Source organism: Streptomyces sp. NPDC043726, from assembly GCF_056436565.1.
Genome location: NZ_JBWKCI010000001.1, coordinates 759,310 through 783,835 on the forward strand (window position 1 = coordinate 759,310; position 24,526 = coordinate 783,835).

The 24,526-nt window shown below is 67.2% G+C and carries 35 protein-coding genes; 3 read left to right on the forward strand and 32 right to left on the reverse strand.

Going from position 1 to position 24,526, the window contains the following annotated elements; genetic code table 11:
• Window positions 1–244: 244 nt before the first annotated feature.
• Both AC068Z_RS03460 and AC068Z_RS03465 read left to right on the forward strand, forming a co-directional pair.
• Window positions 245–1,516 carry a nucleotide sugar dehydrogenase gene (locus AC068Z_RS03460; RefSeq protein WP_478551856.1) on the forward strand — a complete coding sequence of 424 codons (1,272 nt, stop codon included), beginning with the start codon at window positions 245–247 and terminating at the stop codon, window positions 1,514–1,516.
• Window positions 1,513–3,549, forward strand: a complete 2,037-nt coding sequence (locus AC068Z_RS03465; RefSeq protein ID WP_478551858.1) for a glycosyltransferase — start codon at window positions 1,513–1,515, stop codon at window positions 3,547–3,549. The genes AC068Z_RS03460 and AC068Z_RS03465 overlap by 4 nt, the downstream gene beginning before the upstream one ends.
• A 3-nt stretch (window positions 3,550–3,552) precedes the next feature.
• Here AC068Z_RS03465 and AC068Z_RS03470 read toward each other — a convergent pair whose 3' ends face one another.
• Window positions 3,553–4,947: a polysaccharide deacetylase family protein gene (locus AC068Z_RS03470; protein WP_478551860.1), complete on the reverse strand. Its 1,395-nt coding sequence runs from the start codon at window positions 4,945–4,947 to the stop codon at window positions 3,553–3,555.
• A 173-nt stretch (window positions 4,948–5,120) separates the two neighbouring features.
• Here AC068Z_RS03470 and AC068Z_RS03475 point away from each other — a divergent pair, with 173 nt between their 5' ends.
• A complete protein-coding gene (locus tag AC068Z_RS03475; RefSeq protein ID WP_478551862.1) occupies window positions 5,121–6,926 on the forward strand; it encodes a glycine-rich protein in 1,806 nt (601 codons plus the stop codon).
• Window positions 6,927–6,966: 40 nt separating this feature from the next.
• On the opposite strand, the gene truA is transcribed toward AC068Z_RS03475, so the two are convergent.
• From truA to rpsJ, 31 genes are all read right to left on the reverse strand, one after another.
• Window positions 6,967–7,809, reverse strand: a complete 843-nt coding sequence (gene truA, locus AC068Z_RS03480; protein ID WP_478551864.1) for a tRNA pseudouridine(38-40) synthase TruA — start codon at window positions 7,807–7,809, stop codon at window positions 6,967–6,969.
• Window positions 7,810–7,947: 138 nt separating this feature from the next.
• Complete coding sequence (gene rplQ, locus AC068Z_RS03485; RefSeq protein WP_478551866.1) at window positions 7,948–8,448, reverse strand: 50S ribosomal protein L17; 501 nt, start codon at window positions 8,446–8,448, stop codon at window positions 7,948–7,950.
• A gap of 85 nt (window positions 8,449–8,533) precedes the next feature.
• Window positions 8,534–9,556: a DNA-directed RNA polymerase subunit alpha gene (locus AC068Z_RS03490; RefSeq protein ID WP_003966937.1), complete on the reverse strand. Its 1,023-nt coding sequence runs from the start codon at window positions 9,554–9,556 to the stop codon at window positions 8,534–8,536.
• Window positions 9,557–9,706: 150 nt separating this feature from the next.
• On the reverse strand, window positions 9,707–10,111 hold the full coding sequence (gene rpsK / locus AC068Z_RS03495; protein WP_003956432.1) for a 30S ribosomal protein S11: 405 nt from the start codon (window positions 10,109–10,111) through the stop codon (window positions 9,707–9,709).
• 66 nt (window positions 10,112–10,177) lie between these two features.
• The gene (gene rpsM, locus AC068Z_RS03500; RefSeq protein WP_451730588.1) at window positions 10,178–10,558 is read right to left on the reverse strand and encodes a 30S ribosomal protein S13; all 381 of its coding nucleotides are present in this window, start codon (window positions 10,556–10,558) and stop codon (window positions 10,178–10,180) included.
• Between the two features lie 190 nt (window positions 10,559–10,748).
• Window positions 10,749–10,862, reverse strand: coding sequence for a 50S ribosomal protein L36 (rpmJ, locus tag AC068Z_RS03505; RefSeq protein ID WP_003998809.1), 114 nt, complete (start codon window positions 10,860–10,862; stop codon window positions 10,749–10,751).
• 59 nt (window positions 10,863–10,921) lie between these two features.
• Complete coding sequence (infA, locus tag AC068Z_RS03510; RefSeq protein ID WP_003948620.1) at window positions 10,922–11,143, reverse strand: translation initiation factor IF-1; 222 nt, start codon at window positions 11,141–11,143, stop codon at window positions 10,922–10,924.
• A 141-nt stretch (window positions 11,144–11,284) separates the two neighbouring features.
• Window positions 11,285–12,121, reverse strand: a complete 837-nt coding sequence (gene map / locus AC068Z_RS03515; RefSeq protein WP_478551869.1) for a type I methionyl aminopeptidase — start codon at window positions 12,119–12,121, stop codon at window positions 11,285–11,287.
• 103 nt (window positions 12,122–12,224) lie between these two features.
• Complete coding sequence (locus AC068Z_RS03520) at window positions 12,225–12,887, reverse strand: adenylate kinase (RefSeq protein ID WP_478551871.1); 663 nt, start codon at window positions 12,885–12,887, stop codon at window positions 12,225–12,227.
• Window positions 12,887–14,200: a preprotein translocase subunit SecY gene (gene secY, locus AC068Z_RS03525; RefSeq protein ID WP_478551873.1), complete on the reverse strand. Its 1,314-nt coding sequence runs from the start codon at window positions 14,198–14,200 to the stop codon at window positions 12,887–12,889. The genes AC068Z_RS03520 and secY overlap by 1 nt, the downstream gene beginning before the upstream one ends.
• A gap of 234 nt (window positions 14,201–14,434) precedes the next feature.
• Complete coding sequence (gene rplO / locus AC068Z_RS03530; protein WP_067018996.1) at window positions 14,435–14,890, reverse strand: 50S ribosomal protein L15; 456 nt, start codon at window positions 14,888–14,890, stop codon at window positions 14,435–14,437.
• Window positions 14,891–14,892: 2 nt separating this feature from the next.
• Window positions 14,893–15,075, reverse strand: coding sequence for a 50S ribosomal protein L30 (gene rpmD, locus AC068Z_RS03535; protein WP_003974250.1), 183 nt, complete (start codon window positions 15,073–15,075; stop codon window positions 14,893–14,895).
• A 2-nt stretch (window positions 15,076–15,077) separates the two neighbouring features.
• Window positions 15,078–15,683, reverse strand: coding sequence for a 30S ribosomal protein S5 (gene rpsE / locus AC068Z_RS03540; protein ID WP_009190144.1), 606 nt, complete (start codon window positions 15,681–15,683; stop codon window positions 15,078–15,080).
• Window positions 15,684–15,721: 38 nt separating this feature from the next.
• A complete protein-coding gene (rplR, locus tag AC068Z_RS03545; RefSeq protein ID WP_055632352.1) occupies window positions 15,722–16,105 on the reverse strand; it encodes a 50S ribosomal protein L18 in 384 nt (127 codons plus the stop codon).
• Window positions 16,106–16,108: 3 nt separating this feature from the next.
• Window positions 16,109–16,648, reverse strand: coding sequence for a 50S ribosomal protein L6 (gene rplF / locus AC068Z_RS03550; RefSeq protein WP_478551876.1), 540 nt, complete (start codon window positions 16,646–16,648; stop codon window positions 16,109–16,111).
• A gap of 24 nt (window positions 16,649–16,672) precedes the next feature.
• Window positions 16,673–17,071, reverse strand: coding sequence for a 30S ribosomal protein S8 (gene rpsH / locus AC068Z_RS03555; protein WP_015658459.1), 399 nt, complete (start codon window positions 17,069–17,071; stop codon window positions 16,673–16,675).
• A 213-nt stretch (window positions 17,072–17,284) separates the two neighbouring features.
• Window positions 17,285–17,470, reverse strand: coding sequence for a type Z 30S ribosomal protein S14 (locus AC068Z_RS03560; RefSeq protein ID WP_003948630.1), 186 nt, complete (start codon window positions 17,468–17,470; stop codon window positions 17,285–17,287).
• A 5-nt stretch (window positions 17,471–17,475) separates the two neighbouring features.
• Window positions 17,476–18,033, reverse strand: coding sequence for a 50S ribosomal protein L5 (gene rplE / locus AC068Z_RS03565; protein WP_189958138.1), 558 nt, complete (start codon window positions 18,031–18,033; stop codon window positions 17,476–17,478).
• Complete coding sequence (gene rplX / locus AC068Z_RS03570) at window positions 18,033–18,356, reverse strand: 50S ribosomal protein L24 (protein WP_269661072.1); 324 nt, start codon at window positions 18,354–18,356, stop codon at window positions 18,033–18,035. The genes rplE and rplX overlap by 1 nt, the downstream gene beginning before the upstream one ends.
• A 2-nt stretch (window positions 18,357–18,358) precedes the next feature.
• Entirely contained in the window at window positions 18,359–18,727 is a 369-nt protein-coding gene (gene rplN, locus AC068Z_RS03575; RefSeq protein WP_003998823.1) for a 50S ribosomal protein L14, read from the reverse strand.
• Window positions 18,728–18,827: 100 nt separating this feature from the next.
• The gene (gene rpsQ / locus AC068Z_RS03580; protein ID WP_018543912.1) at window positions 18,828–19,112 is read right to left on the reverse strand and encodes a 30S ribosomal protein S17; all 285 of its coding nucleotides are present in this window, start codon (window positions 19,110–19,112) and stop codon (window positions 18,828–18,830) included.
• Window positions 19,112–19,336: a 50S ribosomal protein L29 gene (rpmC, locus tag AC068Z_RS03585; protein ID WP_007494763.1), complete on the reverse strand. Its 225-nt coding sequence runs from the start codon at window positions 19,334–19,336 to the stop codon at window positions 19,112–19,114. Before rpmC ends, rpsQ begins: the two co-directional genes overlap by 1 nt.
• Entirely contained in the window at window positions 19,336–19,755 is a 420-nt protein-coding gene (gene rplP / locus AC068Z_RS03590; RefSeq protein WP_009327094.1) for a 50S ribosomal protein L16, read from the reverse strand. The genes rpmC and rplP overlap by 1 nt, the downstream gene beginning before the upstream one ends.
• Before the next feature lie 5 nt (window positions 19,756–19,760).
• Window positions 19,761–20,582: a 30S ribosomal protein S3 gene (rpsC, locus tag AC068Z_RS03595; RefSeq protein ID WP_015658463.1), complete on the reverse strand. Its 822-nt coding sequence runs from the start codon at window positions 20,580–20,582 to the stop codon at window positions 19,761–19,763.
• Window positions 20,582–20,929 (reverse strand): 50S ribosomal protein L22, encoded by a 348-nt coding sequence (rplV, locus tag AC068Z_RS03600; RefSeq protein WP_019329637.1) that lies wholly within the window; start codon window positions 20,927–20,929, stop codon window positions 20,582–20,584. The genes rpsC and rplV overlap by 1 nt, the downstream gene beginning before the upstream one ends.
• 44 nt (window positions 20,930–20,973) lie before the next feature.
• Entirely contained in the window at window positions 20,974–21,255 is a 282-nt protein-coding gene (rpsS, locus tag AC068Z_RS03605; RefSeq protein ID WP_003992359.1) for a 30S ribosomal protein S19, read from the reverse strand.
• Window positions 21,256–21,267: 12 nt separating this feature from the next.
• Entirely contained in the window at window positions 21,268–22,104 is an 837-nt protein-coding gene (gene rplB, locus AC068Z_RS03610) for a 50S ribosomal protein L2 (RefSeq protein WP_059192905.1), read from the reverse strand.
• A 38-nt stretch (window positions 22,105–22,142) separates the two neighbouring features.
• Window positions 22,143–22,562, reverse strand: a complete 420-nt coding sequence (rplW, locus tag AC068Z_RS03615; RefSeq protein WP_451730568.1) for a 50S ribosomal protein L23 — start codon at window positions 22,560–22,562, stop codon at window positions 22,143–22,145.
• Entirely contained in the window at window positions 22,562–23,218 is a 657-nt protein-coding gene (gene rplD, locus AC068Z_RS03620; protein ID WP_478551882.1) for a 50S ribosomal protein L4, read from the reverse strand. The genes rplW and rplD overlap by 1 nt, the downstream gene beginning before the upstream one ends.
• Before the next feature lie 8 nt (window positions 23,219–23,226).
• Window positions 23,227–23,871, reverse strand: a complete 645-nt coding sequence (gene rplC, locus AC068Z_RS03625) for a 50S ribosomal protein L3 (protein WP_387508150.1) — start codon at window positions 23,869–23,871, stop codon at window positions 23,227–23,229.
• Window positions 23,872–23,888: 17 nt separating this feature from the next.
• Entirely contained in the window at window positions 23,889–24,197 is a 309-nt protein-coding gene (gene rpsJ / locus AC068Z_RS03630) for a 30S ribosomal protein S10 (RefSeq protein ID WP_003948644.1), read from the reverse strand.
• Between the last annotated feature and the right edge of the window lie 329 nt (window positions 24,198–24,526).

Below are 24,526 nucleotides of genomic sequence, written 5' to 3' on the forward strand. Positions count from 1 at the left end.
AATCGGCAAGAGGGTACCCGTCGCCGCGCCCCGCGCCAGGGGTCGGTTTTAAGCGGAATCCGACGACTAAGGGCCCGACTCATGACCATGAGGAACGGTTGTACGGGCTTGGAGTGACAATCGTGACTGTGATCGACATGTGAACATCTGTGTGGACACTGTTAGCCTTCACGCTCCTGTGTCTTCGATGTGACTGTGCGCCTGGGCTGGGGGCTTGGGTGGCGCCGGGGTGGGAAGTATTGCCGTGAACCGAAACTCCTCTGTCGACCTCGTGATCATCGGGCTCGGCTATGTCGGGTTGCCGCTTGCCCGGGCGGCAAGCGCTTCCGGTCTCAAGGTCGTCGGCCTCGACCGCAGCCCGTCGGTGGTCCAGGGGCTGAGCTCGGGTTCCTCGCACGTCGACGACATCAGCGACGCCGATGTACGCGCCATGCTCGGCCAGGGCTTCCGGGCGGTCACCACGCCCGAGGTCATCGCGGACGCGGCGGCCGTCGTGATCTGCGTGCCGACCCCGCTCAACGAGCACGGCGCGCCCAACCTCGGCGCGGTCGACTCCGCGGTCGAGGACATCGCCGCCCATCTGAGGCCGGGCACCCTCGTCGTCCTGGAGTCCACGACGTACCCGGGCACCACCGAGGAGGTCGTCCGCCCGCGCCTGGAGGCCGGCGGCCTGACCGCGGGCGTCGACTTCTACCTCGCCTTCTCCCCCGAGCGCATCGACCCGGGGAACCCGACCTACGGCCTGGAGAACACGCCCAAGGTCGTCGGCGGCACGACCCCGGACTGCACCAAGGCGGCCCGCGCGCTGTACGAGCGCTTCGTCGGCAGCGTGGTGGAGGCCAAGGGCACCCGTGAGGCCGAGATGGCCAAGCTGCTGGAGAACACCTACCGGCACGTGAACATCGCGCTCGTCAACGAGATGGCGATGTTCTGCCGCGAGATCGGCGTCGACCTCTGGGACTCCATCCGCTGCGCCTCCAGCAAGCCCTTCGGCTTCGCGCCCTTCTACCCGGGTCCCGGGGTGGGCGGTCACTGCATCCCGATCGACCCCAACTACCTCTCTTACAAGGTGCGTTCGCTCGGGATACCGTTCCGGTTCGTGGAACTGGCCCAGGAGATCAACCAGCGGATGCCCGCCCATGTCGTCTCACGCGCCGCCGATCTGCTCAACGAGCAGGGCAAGCCGATCCGCGGCTCGCGCGTGCTGCTGCTCGGCGTCACCTACAAGCCGGACATCTCCGACCAGCGGGAGAGCCCCGCGGTGGATGTGGCCGAGCTGTTGCTCGAGCGCGGCGCCGACCTCGCCTACTACGACCCCCGCGTGGCGAACTGGACCGTCGAGGGCGCCGAGGTGCCCCGGGTCGAGGACTACCTCGCCGGCGCGGCCGAGGCCGACCTGACCATCCTTCTCCAACAGCACAGCGAACTCGACCTGGACGAACTGGCCGACCGCTCCCGCCTGCTCTTCGACACCCGCGGGAAGTCGGCCGACCATCCCCAGGTGGTCAAGCTGTGACCGACACCTACATACCCTCGGCCGTCGACTCCGACGGCCGCCGCAGGCACAAGCGGCGACGGCATCTGAAGGTCTCGTACTTCTTCTTCCTCGCCATCGCCGCCGTCATCGTCACCAAGCTCGACCCGGACTCGCTCCACCTGTACTCGTTCGGCGCGCTCGGGCTGCTCGCCCTGAAGATGTTCGGCGCGCTCTTCTACCGGCCCGCGAAGGCGGACCGGGAGGAGCTGCTGCTGCTGGACAACTCCTGGGTCACCGCGGTCATCCCGATCTACAACGAGGACCCGGTGATGTTCGAGCAGGGCATGCGCAGCCTGCTCGCGCAGAGCCGGCTCCCCAACGAGATCCACATCATCGACGACTGCAGCGCCGACTCCTCCGGCATCAAGGCGGCGAAGAAGCTGCGCCGCGAGTTCGAGGCCAAGGGCGTCAAGTACACGGTCAGCGTCCAGCCCGAGAACAAGGGCAAGCGCGAGGCCCTCGCCCTCGGCTTCGAGGCGGCGCCGTACACCGATCTGTTCCTGTGCGTGGACTCGGACACGATCCTGTCCCGGGACACGGTCCGTGAGCTGCTGCTGCCCATGGCCGACCCGAAGATCATGGCCTCCACGGGCATGGTGCTGGCGCTCAACCACGACAGCAACATCTTCACCCGGCTCCAGGACCTCCGGTACGGCAACTCGTTCCTGTTCGAGCGGGCCGCGTACTCCCGGCTGAAGTCGGTCCTGTGCTGCTGCGGCGCGCTGTCGGTGTACCGCGGCACGCTGGTGCGCAAGTACCTGCCGGACTTCCTCAACCAGCAGTTCCTCGGCAAGCCGGCCGTCTTCGGCGACGACCGGCGGATGACCAACTACTGCCTGATCGAAGGCCAGGTCGTCTTCCAGGAGACGGCCGTCGGCTACACCGCCGTCCCCGAGAAGCTGCCGCACTTCCTGCGCCAGCAGGTGCGCTGGAACAAGTCCTTCTTCCGTGAGTCCCTGTGGGCCTTCAGGAACCAGAAGAAGTTCCGGCCCGCCTTCTGGCTGACCTGCATGGAACTCGCGCTGTGGCTGATCTTCGGCTCGGCGATGTTCTACTCCATGGTCATCCTGCCGATCATGCAGCCGGAACGGTTCGTCAACCACATCGGCGACTACCTGCTCTTCATGGTCCTCATGGGGTACCTGCGCAACGTCCGGTACCTCGACTTCCCGCGCCGCGGCATGGGCTTCATCAAGCGGTTCGGCATGTTCCTGCTGGCACCGCTGTACGGCGTCATCCAGCTCGTCCTGCTGACCCCGCTGCGCTTCTACGCCCTGCTCACCCTGCACAAGGGCAGCTGGGGCACGCGTCAGGGCGGTGTCGAGGTCTCGGTCGCCGGCGACCACGAGCAGGACGTCTCGGCGGTGTACGAGGAAGAGGACGAGTACTCCTCGCAGCAGGTCTCCTCCACCATCGAGATGATGCGGCTCGAGGGCATCGCCCTCGCCCGTACGTCCCCGCACGCCTCCCCGCGCAACCCTGGCGGCGTGCCGCAGAACTACACCACCCACACCCAGGGCGAGCTGCGGGACATGGGCCGCAACGCGCCCCAGCAGCAGGTGGCGTGGAACGGCGTGACGGACCCGCAGCCGCTCCCCCAGCAGGGGTACCCGGCACAACAGCAGCCCGTCCCCCCGCAGGGCTACGGCGCACCGCAGTACCACCAGCAGCCTCAGCAGCACCATCAGCAGCCTCAGCAGCAGCCGATGTACAACGGCCAGGCGCAGGACCCCTACCAGCAGCAGCACACGCAGACGTACGACGAGTGGCAGTTCCAGCAGGGCCACCACGGCCAGCAGGGCCACCAGGCTCCCCAGCCCCACCAGCCCCACCAGCCCCAGGGCCAGCAGCCGTACATCCCGCACATCCCGCAGCAGCCCCAGGGCCAGTACCCGCAACAGCAGCCCCAGCAGCACCCGCAGCAACAGCCCCGGCCGCACCAGCCGCAGCCTCAGCAGCACCAGCAGCACTGGGCTCCCGAGGACGACGGCTGGTTCGGCGACCGCCGCTAGCCGTCAGCTGTAGTACGCCATCGCCTCCTGGACGGTGAGCACCTCGATGCCGCGCTTCTGGATCTCCGTCATCAGCGTACGGAGACCGGCCTGGCTGATCTCGGTGCTCGCCGCCGGCGTACCGGCGACGACCTTGTGGAGGCAGAGGATCAGCCAGCTGCCGCTGCGGGCACACCGGTCGAGCGCTCCGCCCGCGCCGGTCACCTTGCTGAGCGCGGTGCCGCCGATGCCGGTTCCGTCGGTGATCCCGGTGAGTGCCTTCAGCCGGTAGGGCATGGCCGGCGCATAGCTCTCGATGGTCTCTGAAATGATCGAGCGGGCCGTGGTGAAGTGGCGGGTGGCGAGCTCGTCGACGGGAACTCCGTCGGTGGTCTTCTGAAATGCGCCGTGCGGATAGGCGAAGTGCTCGCTGGTGAATCCATTGCCGACGAGCCATTCCCGGAGCCGCGCGAAATCCTGGTCGACCTGCTGGGCGGTGAGTTTGGGATAACTCGCCGTGTGCGTGGCGTTGGCGTAGGCGTGCCCGGCCATCTCCCAGCCCGAGGAGTCCTGGAGCGAGCGCATCTGCGCGAGGCTCACGAAGGAACCCGTGCCGATCGCGTCGGCGATGTTGTAGAGCGTGCCGGGTATGCCGAAGGGGTCCATGACCGGGCGCGCCAGGTCGTGGACCGACTTGTGCGAGTCGTCGAAGGTCACCGACACCACGCCCTTGGGGAAGACGGCCGCGGTGTCGGGCACCAGCTCGACCGCCTGGAGGTGGTACGTCACCGGGGCCGCCGCGTCGTCGTACACCGCGAAGGACATGTCGGTGAACCCGGTCTTCGTGGACGGCTCGCCCTGCGCGGAGAGCGTGTACGCGCCGGACGCGCCGGTGACGTCGGCCCACTGCAGATGGACCGTGACCCACTCCCCCGACTGGACGAAGTTGGCGCCGGTCGCCGAGTGGTTGTGCACCCGCCAGCTGAAGGCGTCCTTCAGCCCGTTGGAGCCGAGGTAGAAGACGACCCGGCCGAGGTGGGCCGTGTCCGTGACCCGGAAGATGAGCCGGATCATCTTCCCGCTCAGGTTCATCGCGGTCATACCGGTCTTGCGGACGTACGACTGGACGCCACTGCCCGCCGTGGTCACCCGGACCGAGGAGGTGCCGCGGGTGAAGACCGCGGTGTCGGCCGGGTTCGAGGAGGCGGTGCCCGCCCCGCCCGCGGTCCAGCCGTGCCCCGACTGGAACTGCTGGCTCCAGGTCGCCCGCCGATAGCGCGGCCGCCGCCCGGTCGGCGCGTACGGCGGCACCGCGAGCCCCTCGGCGGGGGCCGCGTCCGCGGTGGCCAGCGCGCCGATCCCGCCGACCGTGACCAGTCCGCCGAACCCCATGGCCCGCAACGCGGAACGCCGCCCCATCGAAGCGGAATCCCGTTTACCTCTGCTCAAAGCGTCCTCGTTCGTCAAAAGCGTTCACTATTTCATGTGCACCATGTGACTACGGTGACAGTAAACTCACCGTAGAACAGGTGAGGTTGATGTTTTCGGTCCTGACCTGTTTTTTCAAGGGGTGGGACGACACAGGGGAATACATGAACAGGGTTTCTGTCGGCCTGCGCGCGATCGGCGCGGCCGCACTGCTCGTGGGGGGACTGGGAGTGGGGGGTGCCTTCCCGGCCGCGGCTGCCGCCCAGGCGCCGTGCAAGCCCACGGAGGGCTTCACCCACTGCAAGATCTTCGACCACTCCGGTGCCGCCGTGGACTTCCAGGTCCCCGTCGGCATCGAGGAGTTGGACTTCCGCGCCTGGGGCATGGGCGGTGACGGCAATCCGTTCGCCAGCGGCGGCAACGGCGCGTACGTGGGGGGCTCGCTGGACGTCACCCCCGGTGAGCACCTGACGGTGAAGGTCGGCGGCTGGCGCACCGGAGGAGGCAAGCTCTTCGGTGACGCGCTCGGCGGCGAGGGCGGCGGGGGCAACTGGAGCGAGCGGGGCGGCGCGAGCACCGCGGTCCGCGCCGCCGACGGCTCCGCCCTGTTCGTCGCCGCCGGTGGTGGCGGCGCCGGTGGCGGCAGCCACGACATGGGCCCCGGGGGAAGCGGTGGCGCTCCCGACGGCACCGACGCCCGCGACGACTTCGGGGGCAAGGGCGCCAAGGGCGGCCAGGGCGGCGCGGCCGGAGTCGAGGGCGGCAAGCCCGGCGCCGACCAGGCACAGGGCGGCGCGGGCGGGGCCGGCAGCACCAACGCGGGCGGTGGCGGCGCGGGCTACGCGGGAGGCGGCGGCGGTGGCGCCCGGACCGCGAAGGGCGACGGCGGCAGCGGCGGTGGCGGGTCCAGCTACGTCGACCCCGAGCGCACCTCCGACGTACGCCTGCTGAGCAGCACGACGAGCTATCCGGCGGCGAAGGACGACCCGTTCTGGGTGCACAACCCGCTCGACGACAACGAGCCGGATCTCTCCGGCGTCGGTCAGGGCGGGAGCAACTCCCGGGGCGGCGACGGCCGTGTCGTCCTCCAGTGGAAGGACCCCAAGGGCACCCCCGTGGTGACCGAGCTGGCCCGGGAGTCCGGCGACGACCAGACGATCCCCCCGACCTTCCACGCGGACCCCATGGTCGTCGTGGCGCGCGACAAGGACGGCGAGCCGCTCCCCGACCAGAAGGTCACCTTCACCCTGGAGGACCCGAACGACCTCGGGGTGGAGTGGCAGGACGAGGAGAAGCCCACCGTCGAGGTGTGGACGGACGCCCAGGGCCGCGCCCGGACCCCCGAGCTCGTCACCCACACCAAGGAGGGCGACTTCACGGTCCTGGCCACGTCCGGTACCGCCACGACCAGGTTCACCGCCCGTGTCGGCCAGACCTCCCACGTTCTGGAGATCACCGGCGGCGACGAGCAGCAGGCCAAGACCGGCGAGACCTTCGCCGAGCCGCTCACGGTCAAGGTGACCAAGTCCGGTGCCCCGGCCGTGGCCACCGAGGTGGAGTTCGCCGTGGAGGGCGAGGCCGAGGGCGCCCCGGCCTTCGACGGCGAGGAGGACAGCGTCAGCGTGTCCACCGACGCGGAGGGCGAGGCCGCGGCCCCGGAGCTGATCGCGGGTCAGGAGCCGGGCACGTACACCGTCGTGGCGACGGTCGGCGAGGCCACGACGCGCTTCTCCCTCGAGGTGGTCGAGGACGACACGACCCCGTCCCCGTCCCCGAGCCCGTCCGGCGGCTCGGACACCACGACCGGCGGTTCTGACGGCACGGACGGCACCGACACCCAGGGCGGCTCGGGCAGCCTGGCCCTGACCGGCGCCGCCGGCATCGGCACGCTGGCCGGTGCCGCCGCGGCCCTGGTCGGCCTCGGCTGGGCCGTGACCCGCCTGCGCAAGCGCACCCGCACGCAGGACTGACGCGGACCAGAAGGGGGGCCCTGAGACTCAGGGCCCCCCTTCAGTGCACCTGCCCCCGCACCCGCCGGGCCTGCCGCTGGCGCTCGGCGAGCTGGTCCGGCGCCGGGTAGGCGACCTCTTCCAGGGTCAGCCCGTGCGGCCGTACGACATGCACGGCACTGTCCCGCACCCGGGCGTCGAGGACCTTCCGCGGCCACTCCACCCCCCGGTGGCCGTCGCCGACGAAGAGCAACGCGCCCACCATGGACCGCACTTGGTTGTGGCAGAACGCGTCGGCCCGGACCTCGATCTCGACGACGCCGTCGGCGGTCCGGCGCACGTCGAAGTCGAAGATCTCCCGGACGGTGGACGCGCCCTCCCGCTTCTTGGCGTAGGCGGCGAAGTCATGCTCCCCGACGAGGGACTTGGCGGCGGCGTCCATGGCGGCGACGTCCAACTCCCAGTCGTGCCAGTGCACATGACTGCGCAGCAGCGGGTCCACACCGCCGGGCCGATCGCCGACGCGGTAGATGTAGCGCCGCCACAGCGCGGCGAACCGCGCGTTGAACCCCTCCGGCGCCTCGGTGAGCGCCCACACCCGCACGTCCTTGGGCAGCCGCCCGGCAAGCCGCTTCAGCAGCTTCTCCCGGTGCTCCTCCCACAGTTCCACCGGCAGATCGACATGCGCGACCTGCCCCCGGGCATGCACACCGGCGTCCGTCCGACCGGCCACGGTCAGGTCGTACGACTCCTTGGACCGCGTCACGGTCCGCAGCGCGTCCTCGACCTCGGCCTGCACGGTCCGCTGCCCCCCGGCCTGCTTGGCCCACCCGGAGAACAGGGTCCCGTCGTAGGACAGGTCGAGCCGCACCCGCACGAACCCGGGCTGTACGTCGTCGTTCACACAGAGATCCTCTCAGCAACGCAAAGCGGGCCCGCTCCTCGAAAGGAACGGACCCGCAACGCCCTAGGGGCGCGGGGAACTGCGCGACAAGCCACGACGAAGCCGCACCCGCCGACTAATCAGTCCCCGGCAGGACGCTTACGCGTCCTTGGACTCCTCGGCGGGGGCCTCGACGGCCTCGTCGGACTTGGCCTCGACGGCCTCGTCCTTCTTGAGGGCGTCTTCCTTGACCGCGCGCTTCGTCGCGGCCTCGGCCTCGCCGGTCGCCTCCTGAGCCACCGTCAGCGCCTCGACCAGCTCGATGACAGCCATGGGCGCGTTGTCGCCACGGCGGTTACCGATCTTGGTGATGCGGGTGTAGCCACCCGGACGGTTCTCGTAGCGCGGGCCGATCTCGGTGAAGAGCGTGTGCACGATGCTCTTGTCCGTGATCACCTGGAGCACCTGACGGCGGTTGTGAAGGTCGCCCTTCTTCGCCTTGGTGACCAGACGCTCGGCGTACGGCCGCAGGCGGCGGGCCTTCGCCTCGGTGGTGGTGATACGGCCGTGCTCGAACAGCGACTTCGCGAGGTTCGCGAGGAGCAGCTTCTCGTGCGCGGCGCTGCCGCCCAGACGGGCACCCTTGGTGGGCTTCGGCATGTTCTTTCTCCTGTGTGTCTGCCCCGGCCGTGTCAGGTACCGGGGTCAGGAACCCGATGAGCGGATGCTCACCGGCTACGACCGATCAGTACTGCTCGGTCTCCACGAAACCCGCGTCCGCGTCGTCGTCGGCGCCGAAGGCGTCGGCGGCGGCCGTGGGGTCGAATCCGGGCGGGCTGTCCTTCAGGGCCAAGCCCATGCCGGCCAGCTTCGCCTTGACCTCGTCGATGGACTTCGCACCGAAGTTGCGGATGTCCAGGAGGTCGGCCTCGGAGCGCGCGACGAGCTCACCCACGGAGTGGATGCCCTCACGCTTGAGGCAGTTGTAGGAGCGGACGGTCAGCTCGAGCTCCTCGATCGGGAGCGCGAGGTCGGCCGCCAGCGCCGCGTCCGTCGGGGACGGACCCATGTCGATGCCCTCGGCGTCGATGTTCAGCTCGCGCGCGAGACCGAACAGCTCGACCAGGGTCTTACCGGCGGAGGCCATGGCGTCACGCGGACGCATCGCCTGCTTGGTCTCGACGTCGACGATCAGCTTGTCGAAGTCGGTGCGCTGCTCGACACGCGTGGCCTCGACCTTGTACGTGACCTTGAGAACCGGCGAGTAGATCGAGTCGACCGGGATACGGCCGATCTCCTGGCCCACCTGCTTGTTCTGCACGGCGGAGACGTAACCGCGACCGCGCTCGACGGTCAGCTCCATCTCCAGCTTGCCCTTGCCGTTGAGCGTGGCGAGGACGAGGTCGGGGTTGTGCACCTCGACACCGGCCGGGGGCGCGATGTCGGCGGCGGTGACCAGACCCGGGCCCTGCTTGCGCAGGTACATCACGACCGGCTCGTCGTGCTCCGAGGAGACGACCAGCTGCTTGATGTTGAGGATCAGGTCGGTGACGTCCTCCTTGACGCCCGGCACGGTGGTGAACTCGTGCAGCACGCCGTCGATCCGGATGCTGGTGACAGCAGCGCCGGGGATCGAGGAGAGGAGGGTACGGCGGAGGGAGTTGCCGAGGGTGTAACCGAAGCCCGGCTCCAGCGGCTCGATCACGAACCGGGAGCGGAACTCGTCGACGACCTCTTCGGTCAACGAGGGACGCTGAGCGATCAGCATGTGTGGATCAGATCCTTCTTTCGTGGACGCCCGCTATTTGACGCCCGACGGAAACCGCACCCATGAGAGGCACGGGTACTACAAGGGTACGGGCGATACGGCCCAACAGAGCCGTACCGCCCGAACCCGAAGCCTGCGCGAAGCAGCGCGTCAGACGCGACGACGCTTCGGCGGACGGCAGCCATTGTGCGGGGTCGGGGTGACGTCCTGGATGGAGCCGACCTCGAGACCCGTCGCCTGGAGCGAACGGATGGCGGTCTCACGACCGGAACCCGGGCCCTTGACGAACACGTCGACCTTGCGCATGCCGTGCTCCTGGGCGCGACGGGCAGCCGACTCGGCGGCCATCTGCGCGGCGAACGGCGTGGACTTCCGGGAGCCCTTGAAGCCGACGTGGCCGGCGGAGGCCCAGGAGATCACGTTGCCGGACGGGTCCGTGATGGAGACGATCGTGTTGTTGAACGTGCTCTTGATGTGCGCGTGGCCGTGAGCGACGTTCTTCTTTTCCTTGCGGCGCACCTTCTTGGCAGCGCCCTGACGACCCTTGGGGGGCATCTGTACTCCTACGGGAGGTGGTCGGTCCTACAGCGAAGACCGCTGGACGGCGAAGTCCGCTGTGGACTACTTCTTGCCCGGCTTCTTCTTGCCGGCGATGGCGCGACGCGGGCCCTTGCGGGTGCGGGCGTTCGTGCTGGTGCGCTGACCGCGGACGGGCAGGCCGCGACGGTGACGGAGACCCTGGTAGCAGCCGATCTCGACCTTGCGGCGGATGTCGGCCTGGATCTCGCGACGGAGGTCACCCTCGGTCTTGATGTTGTTGTCGACGTACTCACGAATCGCGACGAGCTGCTCCTCGGAGAGGTCGCGAACGCGGGTGTTGGGGTCGATGCCGGTCGCGGCCAGCGTGGCCTGCGACAGGGTCCGGCCGATGCCGAACACGTAGGTGAGGGCGACCTCCACGCGCTTGTCGCGCGGGATGTCAACACCGGAAACGCGTGCCATTCAATGGCTCCTGGTGATCTTCGGAGGTCTTCCGCAGAACCGGTTCCCGGCCGCCGTACCAGGTACGAACCGGGTCCCCGGCCTCCGAACCGGGGGTATCAGACACAAGGTCTGGGTCCTGCGTATGAACATATTCAGCTCGCGTCGCGCGAAGTCTCTGCGATAGAGGTGCAGAGGGATTGGCCTGCGATCAGCCCTGGCGCTGCTTGTGGCGCGGGTTCTCGCAGATGACCATGACCCGGCCGTGACGGCGGATCACCCTGCACTTGTCGCAGATCTTCTTGACGCTCGGCTTGACCTTCATTGGGTGAGGTTCTCCGGGTCAGTGCCATCGCCTCGGGAGTCCCGGGGCTCGGGCAAGATCTACTTGTACCGGTAGACGATCCGGCCACGCGTCAGGTCGTAAGGAGACAGCTCCACCACGACCCGGTCGTCAGGGAGGATGCGGATGTAGTGCATACGCATCTTGCCGCTGATGTGTGCCAGGACCTGGTGGCCGTTCTGGAGCTCGACCTTGAACATGGCGTTCGGCAGAGACTCGACGACAGTGCCCTCGATCTCGATGGCACCTTGCTTCTTGGCCACGCTTCGCCCTTCGAATCGACTACCTTGATCGACTCAGTGTGAGCGCATGCAGACATGCGGGTACACAAGAGCCGACGAGTCAGTCTACGTCAGCGCACCCGGAAAGACGAATCGAGGAAGTCTGCCCCACGAGGGAGATCCTTACGCCAGCGGGTCCGGGGCCGCGGTGACCCCGTACTCGGCGAGCTTGGCCCTGCCGCAGTCCGGGGCGGTCAGGACCAGGGGGCCCTGCTCGGTGAGCGCGACGGAGTGCTCCCAGTGGGAGGACCAGGTGCCGTCGGTGGTGATGACCGTCCAGTCGTCGGAGAGGACCTCGGTCTTGGGCGTGCCCAGCGACACCATCGGCTCGATGGCCAGGCAGAACCCGGGCACCAGCTTCGGGCCCTTACCGCGCCGGCGCTCGACGTAGTTCAGCAGGTGCGGGTCCATGTGCATCTCGGTGCCGATGCCGTGGCCGCCGTAGTCCTCGATGATCCCGTAGCGGCCGCCGCCTGCCTTGGGCTGGCGGCGGATGTACGTCTCGATGGCCTTGGAGACGTCGACGAGCCGGTTGCCCTGCTTCATGGCCGCGATACCGGCCCACATCGACTCCTCGGTCACCCGGGAGAGCTCGATCAGCTCCGGAGCGTGACCGGACCCCACGAACGCGGTGAAGGCGGCGTCACCGTGCCAGCCGTCCACGATGGCGCCGGCGTCGATGGAGATGATGTCCCCGTCCTTGAGGACGACCTCGTCGGAGGGGATGCCGTGGACGACGACCTCGTTCACGGACGTGCAGATGGTGGCCGGGAAGCCGCCGTAGCCGAGGAAGTTCGACTTGGCCCCGTGCTCGGCGATGACCTTCCGCGCGACCTCGTCCAGATCCTTGGTGCTGGCCCCCGGCACCGCCGCCTCGCGCGTGGCCGCGTGAATGGCGGCGACGACCAGCCCCGCCTCACGCATCTTGGCGATCTGCTCGGGGCTCTTGATCTGCACCATGGGGACGAGGGCCTTTCTCGGACCGGTAGAGGGACTACGTCAACCATACGGCGCGGCCGCGGCCCCCATAAAAGGGACCGCGGCCGCGGCGACGTACGAAGACCTACTTCTCGGCACCCTCACGCTTCAGGGCGGCCAGTGCGCGGCCGGTGACCTCGTCCACCGGGCCCATGGCCTCGATCGTCACGACCAGGCCCTGCGCCTTGTAGTAGTCGATGATCGGCTCGGTCTGCGTGTGGTAGACCTCCAGCCGCGTACGGACGGTCTCCTCGGAGTCGTCCCCGCGCAGGTACAGCTCGCCGCCGCAGACGTCGCAGACGCCCTCCTGCTTCGGCGGGCTGTAGGTGACGTGGAAGACGTGCGCGGAGTCGTTGCGGCAGGTGCGCCGGCCGGCGATCCGCTTGACGACCTCCTCCTCGGGGGCCTCCAGGTCCAGCACCGCGTCCAGCTGCATGCCTTCGGTCGACAGCAGCTCGTCGAGCGCCTCGGCCTGCGACACGTTGCGCGGGAAGCCGTCGAGCAGGAACCCGCCCTCGGCGTCCGGCTGCTCCATGCGGTCCTTGGCCATCGCGATGGTGACCTCGTCCGGAACCAGGTTGCCCGCGTCCATGTAGGACTTCGCGAGCTTCCCGAGCTCCGTCTGCTGGCTGATGTTGGCGCGGAACAGGTCGCCCGTGGAGATGTGCGGGATGTTCAGCTTCTCGGCAAGGCGCGTGGCTTGCGTTCCCTTACCGGCGCCCGGCGGCCCGACGAGGACGATTCGCATCAGCGGAGGAACCCTTCGTAATTGCGCTGCTGGAGCTGGCTCTCGATCTGCTTAACGGTCTCGAGTCCGACACCCACGATGATCAGGATGCTGGTACCACCGAACGGGAAGTTCTGGTTGGCGCCGAAACCGGCCAACGCAATCGTCGGGACGAGAGCGATCAGACCCAGATACAGCGAACCCGGCCAGGTGATCCGGTTGAGCACGTACGACAGGTACTCAGCGGTCGGTCGGCCAGCCCGGATGCCCGGGATGAAGCCACCATACTTCTTCATGTTGTCGGCGACTTCCTCGGGGTTGAAGGAGATCGCCACGTAGAAGAACGCGAAGAAAACGATGAGCAAGAAGTACAGAGTGATGTAAATCGGGTGGTCGCCTGTGACGAGATTCGCTTCGATCCAGGATTTCCAGCCCGACGTACTGCTCGAGAACTGCGCGATCAGGGCCGGAATGTAGAGCAGCGACGAGGCGAAGATGACGGGAATCACACCCGCCTGGTTCACCTTGAGCGGGATGTACGTGGACGTACCACCGTAGGAACGGCGGCCGATCATGCGCTTCGCGTACTGCACGGGGACCCGGCGCTGGGCCTGCTCGACGAAGACCACCAGGCCGACCATGACCAGGCCGACGAGCATGACGGTGCCGAACTCGATCCAGCCGTCGGCGAGGGTGCCCTGCGTCTTGATGGCCCACAGCGCGGACGGGAACGTCGCGGCGATCGAGATGAACATCAGGATCGACATGCCGTTGCCGACACCGCGGTCGGTGATCAGCTCGCCGAGCCACATGACCATGGCCGTACCGGCGGTCATGGTGATGACCATGGTGACGGTCACGAAGATCGAGCGGTCCGGGACGATCTGGCCGGCGACCGTGCAGCCGGAGAAGAGGGCGCCGCTGCGGGCGGTGGCGACGAGGCCGGTGCCCTGCAGGATGGCGAGCGCCACCGTCAGATAACGCGTGTACTGCGTGATCTTCGCCGTACCGGCCGAGCCCTCCTTCTTGAGGGCTTCCAGACGCGGAATCACCACGGTCAGCAGCTGGAGGATGATGCTCGCCGTGATGTACGGCATGATGCCCAGCGCGAAGACCGTGATCTGGAGCAGCGCGCCGCCGCTGAACATGTTCACCAGACCGAAGAGGCCCTGGTTGCCGGACGCCTCGTCCACGCACTGCTGGACGGACGTGTAGTCGACGCCAGGGATCGGGATGTGGGTACCGACGCGGTAGACCACGATGATCCCGAGCGTGAAGAGCAGCTTCTTGCGCAGGTCGGGCGTCTTGAACGCCCGGGCGAACGCGGTGAGCACGGTGCCTCCTGCGACCCCCGCGCTACTGCGTCAAGGGTGACGGTCTTGAGGTTCGACGATTAGGTAACGGTCAACTGCCGCTCAGAGTGCCGCTTGTGAGGCACACGTTAAAAGTTGGCAGTGCAGGCCACCTTACCCGCGAGACTGCCACCCTAGGAACGACCAACCGGGGATACCCCATTTGTGGGGTATCCCCGGTCGGGATCGCTCAAGTCATCGAGACGCCTGATGTGTTCAGACGAGCTCGGTGACGGTACCGCCGGCGGCGGTGATCTTCTCCTTGGCGGAGCCGGAGACGGCGTCGACCGTCACCTGCAGCGCCACGGAGATCTCGCCCTGGCCCAGGACCTTGACGAGGCTGTTCTTGCGAACGGCACCCTTGGCCACCAGACCCTCGACCGTGACCTCGCCACCCTCGGGGTAGAGCGCGGCCAGCTTGTCGAGGTTCACGACCTGGTACTCGGTCTTGAACGGGTTCTTGAAGCCCTTCAGCTTCGGGAGGCGCATGTGGAGGGGCATCTGCCCACCCTCGAAGCGCTCCGGAACCTGGTAGCGGGCCTTGGTGCCCTTGGTACCACGACCGGCCGTCTTACCCTTCGACGCCTCACCACGACCCACACGGGTCTTGGCGGTCTTGGCGCCCGGGGCGGGACGGAGGTTGTGGATCTTGAGCGGGTTGTTCTCCGCCATGATCAGTCGACCTCCTCGACCGTCACGAGGTGGCGGACGGTGTGCACCATGCCGCGGAACTCGGGGCGGTCCTCCTTGACGACCTGCGTGTTGATGCCCTTGAGACCAAGGGAGCGCAGGGTGTCACGGTGGTTCTGCTTGCTGCCGATGTAGGACTTGACCTGCGTAATCTTGAGCTGCGCCATGATTACGCACCCGCCCCGGCACGCGCACGGAGAAGAGCCGCGGGAGCGACGTCCTCGAGCGGCAGACCACGGCGGGCCGCGATCTCCTCGGGACGCTGCAGACCCTTCAGGGCCTCCACGGTCGCGTGCACGATGTTGATGGCGTTGTCGGAGCCGAGCGACTTCGACAGCACGTCGTGGATACCGGCGCACTCGAGCACGGCACGCACCGGACCACCGGCGATAACACCGGTACCGGGCGACGCGGGCTTCAGGAGCACGACGCCGGCAGCCTTCTCACCCTGGATGGGGTGCGGGATGGTGCCCTGGATACGGGGGACCTTGAAGAAGTGCTTCTTGGCCTCCTCAACACCCTTGGCGATGGCGGCCGGCACCTCCTTGGCCTTGCCGTAACCGACACCCACGGTGCCGTCACCGTCGCCCACCACGACCAGCGCGGTGAAGCTGAAGCGACGACCACCCTTCACAACCTTGGCGACGCGGTTGATCGCGACGACGCGCTCAACGTACGCGGTCTTCTCGGCGGCAGCTGCGCCGCCGTCACGGCCCTTCCGGTCCCGCCGCTCGCCGCCACCGGCACCGCCACCGCGGCGCTGGGGTCCAGCCATTGGATTTACCTCTCTCTTTTCCGCTAGCTACGAACGGCTCAGAACTTCAAGCCGGCTTCGCGGGCGGCGTCCGCCAGGGCGGCGATGCGCCCGGCGTACTGGTTGCCACCACGGTCGAATACGACGGCCTCGACACCGGCGGCCTTGGCACGCTCGGCGACCAGGGCGCCGACCTGCTTGGCCTGCGCGGACTTGTCGCCCTCGCCACCGCGGACCGAGGTGTCCAGGGTGGACGCCGACGCCAGGGTGTGACCCTTGATGTCGTCGATCACCTGGGCCACGATGTGGCGGTTCGAGCGGGTAACGACCAGACGGGGACGCTCCGCCGTGCCGGAGATCCGCTTGCGGATCCGGATGTGACGGCGCTTGATCGCGGCGCGCTTGTAGGCGTCGCCCTTCAGGATCTTCTGTCCGTATGCCATGGCTTACTTACCCGCCTTTCCGACCTTGCGGCGGATGACTTCGCCCTCGTACTTGACGCCCTTGGCCTTGTACGGGTCGGGCTTGCGCAGCTTGCGGATGTTGGCCGCAACCTCGCCGACCTTCTGCTTGTCGATGCCCTCGACCGAGAAACGGGTCGGAGCCTCGACCTTGAAGGTGATGCCCTCGGGGGCCTCGACGAGGATCGGGTGGCTGTAACCGAGCGCGAACTCGAGGTTCGAGCCCTTGGCGGTCACGCGGTAACCGACACCGCTGATCTCGAGCTTCTTCACGTAACCCTGGGTCACGCCGGTGATCATGTTCGCCACCAGCGTGCGGGACAGGCCGTGCAGGGCCTTGTTCTGACGCTCGTCGTTGGGGCGGGTGACGTTGAGAACGCCGTCCTCACCCTTGGCGATGTCGATCGGCGCAGCGACGGTGTGGGTCAGCGTGCCCTTGGGGCCCTTGACCGAGACCGTACGGCCGTCGATGGTGACGTCCACGCCGGCGGGAACCGTGATGGGGAGCTTGCCAATACGCGACATAGCTGTTTCCTCCGTTCCCTTCCGCTACCAGACGTAGGCGAGGACTTCCCCACCCACGCCCTTCTTGCCGGCCTGCTTGTCGGTCAGAAGACCGTGCGACGTGGAGATGATCGCCACGCCGAGGCCACCGAGGACCTTGGGCAGGTTGGTGGACTTCGCGTAAACCCGGAGACCGGGCTTGGAGATCCGCTTGATGCCCGCGATGGAGCGCTCACGGTTGGGGCCGAACTTCAGCTCCAGGACGAGGTTCTTGCCGACCTCGGCGTCCTCGACCTTCCAGCCCGTGATGAAGCCCTCCTGCTGGAGGATCTCCGCGATGTGCGACTTGATCTTCGAGTGCGGCATCGCCACGGTGTCGTGGTACGCCGAGTTCGCGTTCCGCAGACGCGTAAGCATGTCTGCGATCGGATCAGTCATGGTCATGAATTGGCCTTCGGCCTCTCTCGCCGGGGTTTCCTGGTGCGCCATCCCTCTCCCCGATCCGAGACGGGACGGGTGCGGCGCGGTGGACCTACGGCGTAGTAAGTCGTACGGGCGCGACAGGCGCCCAACCCCACAAGCCTAAGCCATGCGGGGGTGGGCCCCTGTCCACCCAGATGCTTACCGAGAGACTCCGGAATCCCTGAAAAGCAGGGACTACCAGGAGCTCTTGGTCACGCCCGGCAGCTCGCCACGGTGAGCCATCTCACGAAGGCACACGCGGCACAGGCCGAACTTGCGGTACACGGAGTGCGGACGGCCGCAGCGCTGGCAGCGGGTGTAGCCACGCACACCGAACTTGGGCTTGCGAGCAGCCTTGGCAATCAGAGCCTTCTTCGCCATCTCGCTCACGCCTCCTTGAACGGGAAGCCGAGGTGACGAAGGAGCGCGCGGCCCTCAGCGTCGTTGGTCGCCGTGGTCACCACGGTGATGTCCATACCCCGGGTACGGTCGATCTTGTCCTGGTCGATCTCGTGGAACATGACCTGCTCCGTGAGACCGAAGGTGTAGTTGCCACGGCCGTCGAACTGCTTGGGGGACAGACCACGGAAGTCGCGGATGCGCGGCAGCGCGAGCGACAGGGTGCGGTCCAGGAACTCCCACATGCGGTCGCCACGGAGCGTGACGTGGGCACCGATCGGCTGACCCTCACGCAGCTTGAACTGCGCGATGGACTTGCGGGCCTTGGTGACCTGCGGCTTCTGGCCGGTGATCGTGGTGAGGTCGCGGATGGCGCCCTCGATCAGCTTGGAGTCGCGGGCGGCGTCGCCCACACCCATGTTGACCACGATCTTGACGAGGCCGGGGATCTGCATGACGTTCTCGTACTTGAACTCGTCACGCAGCTTGCCCGCGATCTCCTCGCGGTACTTCGTCTTCAGACGCGGAGTGGTGGTGGTAGCCATCAGATGTCCTCACCCGTCCGCTTGGCAACGCGGATCTTGTTGCCCTCTTCGTCGAAGCGGTAACCGACACGCGTGACGACCTTGTTGCCGTCCTTCTCCACGACCAGCTGAACGTTGGACACGTGGATCGGGGCCTCGGTGGTCACGATGCCGCCGGCCTGGGAACCGCGAGCGGTCGGACCGGCCTTGGTGTGCTTCTTGACCCGGTTGACACCCTCGACCAGGACACGCTCGTCGCGCGGGTAAGCGGCAATGACCTTGCCCTGCTTGCCCTTGTCCTTACCGGTGATGACCTGGACCAGGTCGCCCTTCTTGATCTTCATGCTTACAGCACCTCCGGCGCGAGCGAGATGATCTTCATGAACTTCTTCTCGCGCAGCTCACGGCCGACCGGGCCGAAGATGCGGGTGCCGCGAGGGTCGCCGTCGTTCTTCAGAATGACGGCGGCGTTCTCGTCGAAGCGGATGTACGAGCCGTCCGGACGGCGGCGCTCCTTGACGGTGCGAACGATGACCGCCTTGACGACGTCACCCTTCTTCACGTTGCCGCCGGGGATCGCGTCCTTGACGGTGGCGACGATGACGTCACCGATGCCCGCGTAGCGGCGACCGGAGCCACCGAGCACACGGATGCAAAGGATTTCCTTCGCACCAGTGTTGTCGGCGACGCGCAGTCGCGACTCCTGCTGGATCACGTCTATCTCCTGTTTGTCTGCCGGTTCCCGGCAGGGGCCTCAGTACGAGCGCCCCTGCCGAGCCTGGCGGAACTGACCTGCCGGGTTTGCCCCGCAGGAATTACTTGGCCTTCTCGAGGATCTCGACGACGCGCCAGCGCTTCGTCGCGGACAGCGGCCGGGTCTCCATGAGGAGGACACGGTCGCCGACACCCGCGGCGTTCTGCTCGTCGTGGGCCTTGAGCTTGTTCGTACGGCGGATGACCTTGCCGTACAGCGCGTGCTTCACGCGGTCCTCGACGGCGACGACGACGGTCTTGTCCATCTTGTCGCTGACGACGAGACCCTCACGGGTCTTGCGGAAGCCACGGGCCTCTGCGTTCTCAGTCACGTTCTTCTCGCTCATCAGGCGTTCTCCACCGTTTCGATGCCCAGCTCACGCTCGCGCATCAGGGTGTAGATCCGCGCGATGTCCTTGCGGACCGCCTTCAGACGGCCGTGGTTCTCGAGCTGACCCGTCGCCGCCTGGAAGCGGAGGTTGAACAGCTCTTCCTTGGCCTCGCGAAGCTTCGCAAGAAGCTCCTCGTTGCCCAGTTCGCGCAGCTCGGACGCCTTGGTACCGGCCGACATCACGCTTCACCTGCCTCGCGCTTGACGATCCGGCACTTCATCGGCAGCTTGTGGGCGGCGCGAGTCAGGGCCTCACGGGCGATCTTCTCGTTGGGGTACGACAGCTCGAACATCACGCGTCCGGGCTTGACGTTGGCGATCCACCACTCCGGAGAACCCTTACCGGAACCCATGCGGGTCTCGGCAGGCTTCTTGGTGAGGGGACGGTCCGGGTAGATGTTGATCCAGACCTTGCCACCACGCTTGATGTGACGCGTCATGGCGATACGAGCGGCCTCGATCTGGCGGTTCGTCACATACGCCGGGGTGAGCGCCTGGATGCCGTACTCGCCGAACGCAACCTGCGTGCCGCCCTTGGCAGCGCCGGAGCGCTTCGGGTGGTGCTGCTTGCGGTGCTTGACCCTACGGGGGATCAGCATGTCGGTCAGGCCTCCGTTCCGGTGCTCTCAGCCGGAGCGGCGGCGGGAGCCTCGGCCTTGGGGGCCTCGGAACCGGCAGCCTGCTGCGGCTTGCGACCGCGCCGCTCGCCACCACGGCCACCACGGGCCGGGCGGTCGGCACCACCACGGGCCGGGCGGTTACCCGCACGGGCCGCAGCGTTCTCGGCGCGGACCTCGGCGATGTTCTTGACATCGCCCTTGTAGATCCAGACCTTCACGCCGATGCGGCCGAAGGTCGTCTTGGCCTCGAAGAAGCCGTAGTCCACGTTCGCGCGGAGCGTGTGCAGGGGCACGCGGCCCTCGCGGTAGAACTCCGAGCGGGACATCTCGGCGCCACCGAGGCGGCCACCGCACTGGATCTTGATGCCCTTGGCGCCGGCCTTCATGGCGGACTGCATGCTCTTGCGCATGGCCCGACGGAAGGAGACGCGGGAGGAGAGCTGCTCGGCGACGGCCTGGGCCACCAGCTGAGCGTCGGTCTCCGGGTTCTTGACCTCGAGGATGTTCAGCTGGACCTGCTTGCCGGTCAGCTTCTCCAGGTCACCGCGGATGCGGTCCGCCTCGGCGCCACGGCGGCCGATGACGATGCCGGGACGCGCGGTGTGGATGTCCACGCGGACACGGTCACGGGTGCGCTCGATCTCAACCTTCGAGATACCGGCGCGCTCCATGCCGGACGTCATCATCCGACGGATGGCGACGTCTTCCTTGACGTAGTCCTTGTACAGCTTGTCGGCGTACCAACGCGACTTGAAGTCGGTCGTGACACCGAGCCGGAACCCGTGCGGGTTTACCTTCTGGCCCATTACCGGGTTCCTTCCTTGCTGCTGACGACCACGGTGATGTGGCTGGTCCGCTTGCGGATCCGGTAGGCACGGCCCTGGGCACGCGGCCGGAACCGCTTCAGGGTCGGGCCCTCGTCGACGTACGCCTCGGAGATGTAGAGGCTGTCGGCGTCGGTGTGGTCGTAGTTGTGCGCGGCGTTGGCAATGGCGCTGTCGAGCACCTTGCCGACCGGCACGGAGGCTGCCTGCGGAGCGAATCGCAGAACAGCCTGAGCCTCCGTGGCATCCATGCCACGGATCAGGTCCACCACGCGGCGGGCCTTCATGGGCGTGACGCGGATGTACCGCGCCTGGGCCCTGGCTTCCATGGTTGTCCCTCTCAGTTACTTACGTGTCTGAATGCGATCCGCTACTAGCGGCGCTTCGACTTCCGGTCGTCCTTGACGTGACCCCGGAAGGTGCGCGTCGGCGAGAACTCGCCGAGCTTGTGTCCGACCATCGACTCGGTGACGAACACCGGGATGTGGGTCTTGCCGTTGTGCACCGCGAGCGTGTGGCCGAGCATGGCCGGCACGATCATGGAGCGACGGGACCAGGTCTTGATGACGTTCTTGGTGCCGGCTTCGTTCTGGGCGTCCACCTTCTTGATCAGGTGGTCGTCGACGAAGGGCCCCTTCTTGAGACTGCGCGGCATCTAAACCCGCTCCTAGCGCTTCTTGTTCGTCTTGCGGCGGCGGACGATGTACTTGTTCGAAGCCTTCTTCGGCGAACGAGTACGACCCTCCTTCTGACCCCACGGGGAGACCGGGTGGCGACCACCGGAGGTCTTGCCCTCACCACCACCGTGCGGGTGGTCAACCGGGTTCATCGCCACACCGCGAACGGTCGGGCGGACGCCCAGCCAGCGCTTGCGGCCGGCCTTGCCCCAGTTGATGTTGCTCTGCTCGGCGTTGCCGACCTCGCCGACGGTGGCGCGGCAGCGCACGTCGACCAGGCGGATCTCACCGGAAGGCATACGGAGGTGGGCCATCTGGCCCTCCTTCGCGAGCAGCTGCACGGAGGCACCGGCGGAGCGGGCGAACTTGGCACCGCCACCGGGACGGAGCTCGATCGCGTGGATCGTGGTACCGACCGGGATGTTGCGGAGGGCCAGGTTGTTGCCCGGCTTGATGTCGGCCCCGGGACCGTTCTCGACACGGTCACCCTGCTGCAGGTTGCGCGGGGCGAGGATGTAGCGCTTCTCGCCGTCGGCGTAGTGCAGCAGCGCGATGCGCGCGGTGCGGTTGGGGTCGTACTCGATGTGCGCGACCTTCGCCGGCACGCCGTCCTTGTCGTGACGACGGAAGTCGATCACGCGGTAGGCGCGCTTGTGTCCGCCACCCTGGTGGCGAACGGTCACACGACCGGCGTTGTTACGGCCGCCCTTGCTGTGCAGGGGGCGGACCAGCGACTTCTCCGGCGTGGACCGCGTGACCTCGACGAAGTCGGCGACGCTGGAGCCACGACGGCCCGGCGTAGTCGGCTTGTACTTGCGGATTCCCATTTCTCAGTCCTCGTCCGATATCGGACGATCCGACCCGCTTACGCGGTCGGACCGCCGAAGATGTCGATACGGTCGCCCTCGGCAAGGGTCACGATCGCGCGCTTGCTGTCGGCACGCTTGCCGAAGCCGGTGCGGGTCCGCTTGCGCTTGCCCTGGCGGTTGATCGTGTTGACCCCGGTGACCTTGACCTGGAAGACCGCCTGGACGGCCTGCTTGATCTGGGTCTTGTTGGCGCTCGGGTCCACGATGAACGTGTACTTGCCCTCGTCGAGAAGCGCGTAGCTCTTCTCGGAGACGACCGGCTTGAGCAGGATGTCACGGGGGTCCGTGAACGACTTGCTCAGCGGGGTCTCGACGGTGTTCTTGCCCTCGGCGGCGTGGCGACGCGCCTTGGCGACGCGCGCGGCCTTGGCGGCCTTGGCGGCCTTGGAGGCAATAGCGGGGTGACGGATAGCCATCAGGCCTCGCTCCCTTCGGTGTCATTGGCCTTCGGGCCCGACACGAAGGACTCGAACGCGGCCTGGGTGAAGACCACGTCGTCCGAGACGAGAACGTCGTACGTGTTCAGCTGGCCCGGCTCCAGGATGTGGACCTGGGGCAGGTTGCGGGCGGACAGCCACGCGGCCTCGTCGGCGCGCTCGACGATCAGGAGCAGGTTCTTGCGCTCCGAGATCTTGCCGAACAGGCTCTTCGCGGCCTTGGTGCTGGGGGCATCGCCCTCGATCACGCCGGAGACGACGTGGATGCGGTTGTTGCGGGCCCGGTCGGTGAGGGCGTGGCGCAGGGCCGCGGCCTTCATCTTCTTCGGGGTCCGCTGCGAGTAGTCACGCGGCACGGGACCGTGCACGACGCCACCACCGGCGAACTGTGGCGCGCGGGTCGAACCCTGACGGGCGCGGCCGGTGCCCTTCTGGCGGTAAGGCTTCTTGCCACCACCACGGACTTCGCCGCGGGTCTTGGTCTTGTGCGTGCCCTGACGGGCAGCGGCCAGCTGTGCGACGACGACCTGGTGAAGCAGCGGAACGCTGATCTTCTCTACGCCGAAGATCTCCGCGGGGAGCTCGACGGTACCGGCCTTGTCGCCCGCCGGCGAAAGGATGTCAACAGTGCTCATCGGTTACCTCAGGCCCCCTTGGCCGCGGTGCGGACCAGGACGAGGCCGCCGTTCGGACCGGGAACCGCGCCCTTGATGAGCAGCAGACCCTTCTCCGCGTCAACGGCGTGGACGGTCAGGTTCTGGGTGGTGACCCGCTCGTTGCCCATACGACCCGCCATGCGGAGGCCCTTGAACACACGGCCCGGGGTGGCGCAGCCACCGATGGAACCGGGAGAGCGGTGCTTGCGCTGGGTGCCGTGACCGGCGCCGAGGCCACCGAAGTTGTGGCGCTTCATGACACCGGCGAAGCCCTTGCCCTTGCTCTTGCCGGTGACGTCGACCTTGACGCCCGCCTCGAACACCTCGGCGGTGATCTCCTGGCCGAGGGTGTACTCGCTGGCGTCAGCGGTACGGATCTCGACGAGGTGGCGGCGGGGGGTGACGTCGGCCTTGGCGAAGTGGCCCTTGAGGGGCTTGTTCACCTTGCGCGGGTCGATCTCGCCGAAGGCGATCTGGACCGACTCGTAGCCGTCGATGTCGTTCGTACGGACCTGGGTCACGACGTTGGGGCCGGCCTTGACGACGGTGACCGGAACAACACGGTTGTTCTCGTCCCACACCTGCGTCATGCCGAGCTTCTCGCCCAGGATGCCCTTGATCTGCTTAGCCATTCTCAGATCACCGACCCTCAGAGCTTGATCTCGATGTCGACACCGGCCGGGAGGTCGAGTCGCATCAGAGAGTCAACGGTCTTGGGGGTGGGGTCGAGGATGTCGATCAGGCGCTTGTGCGTGCGCATCTCGAAGTGCTCGCGCGAGTCCTTGTACTTGTGCGGCGACTTGATGACGCAGTACACGTTCTTCTCAGTGGGCAGCGGCACCGGGCCCGCGACCGACGCACCAGTGCGGGTCACCGTCTCGACGATCTTCTTCGCCGAGGAGTCGATGACCTCGTGGTCGTAGGCCTTGAGCCGGATGCGGATCTTCTGTCCCGCCATGGCTACTCAGTAGTCCTTTGTCTCGTAACGCTCTGGAACCCGGTGTTCCTGACTCCCGCCCCTCCGACCCACGCGGTCGGGCGTGTCGCGCTCCCGCTGACACAGATGCCCCTTGTTCGAACATCCCTTGCCTGGGAACACGGCCCTTCCGGAAACCGCAGGCCGGGGGCTAGGAGGCCCACCGGGTGCCTGGCCGGTGCCGCACTGACACTTCCCGAAAGATTCCCGTACGTCCGCCCCAGTGCTGCCTTGCGGCAGTTAGGACGACGAGTACTGTGGGACTCGCTTTCGGTCCTCCCGGCGGGAGGCGCGCAGCATCAACACTCGAC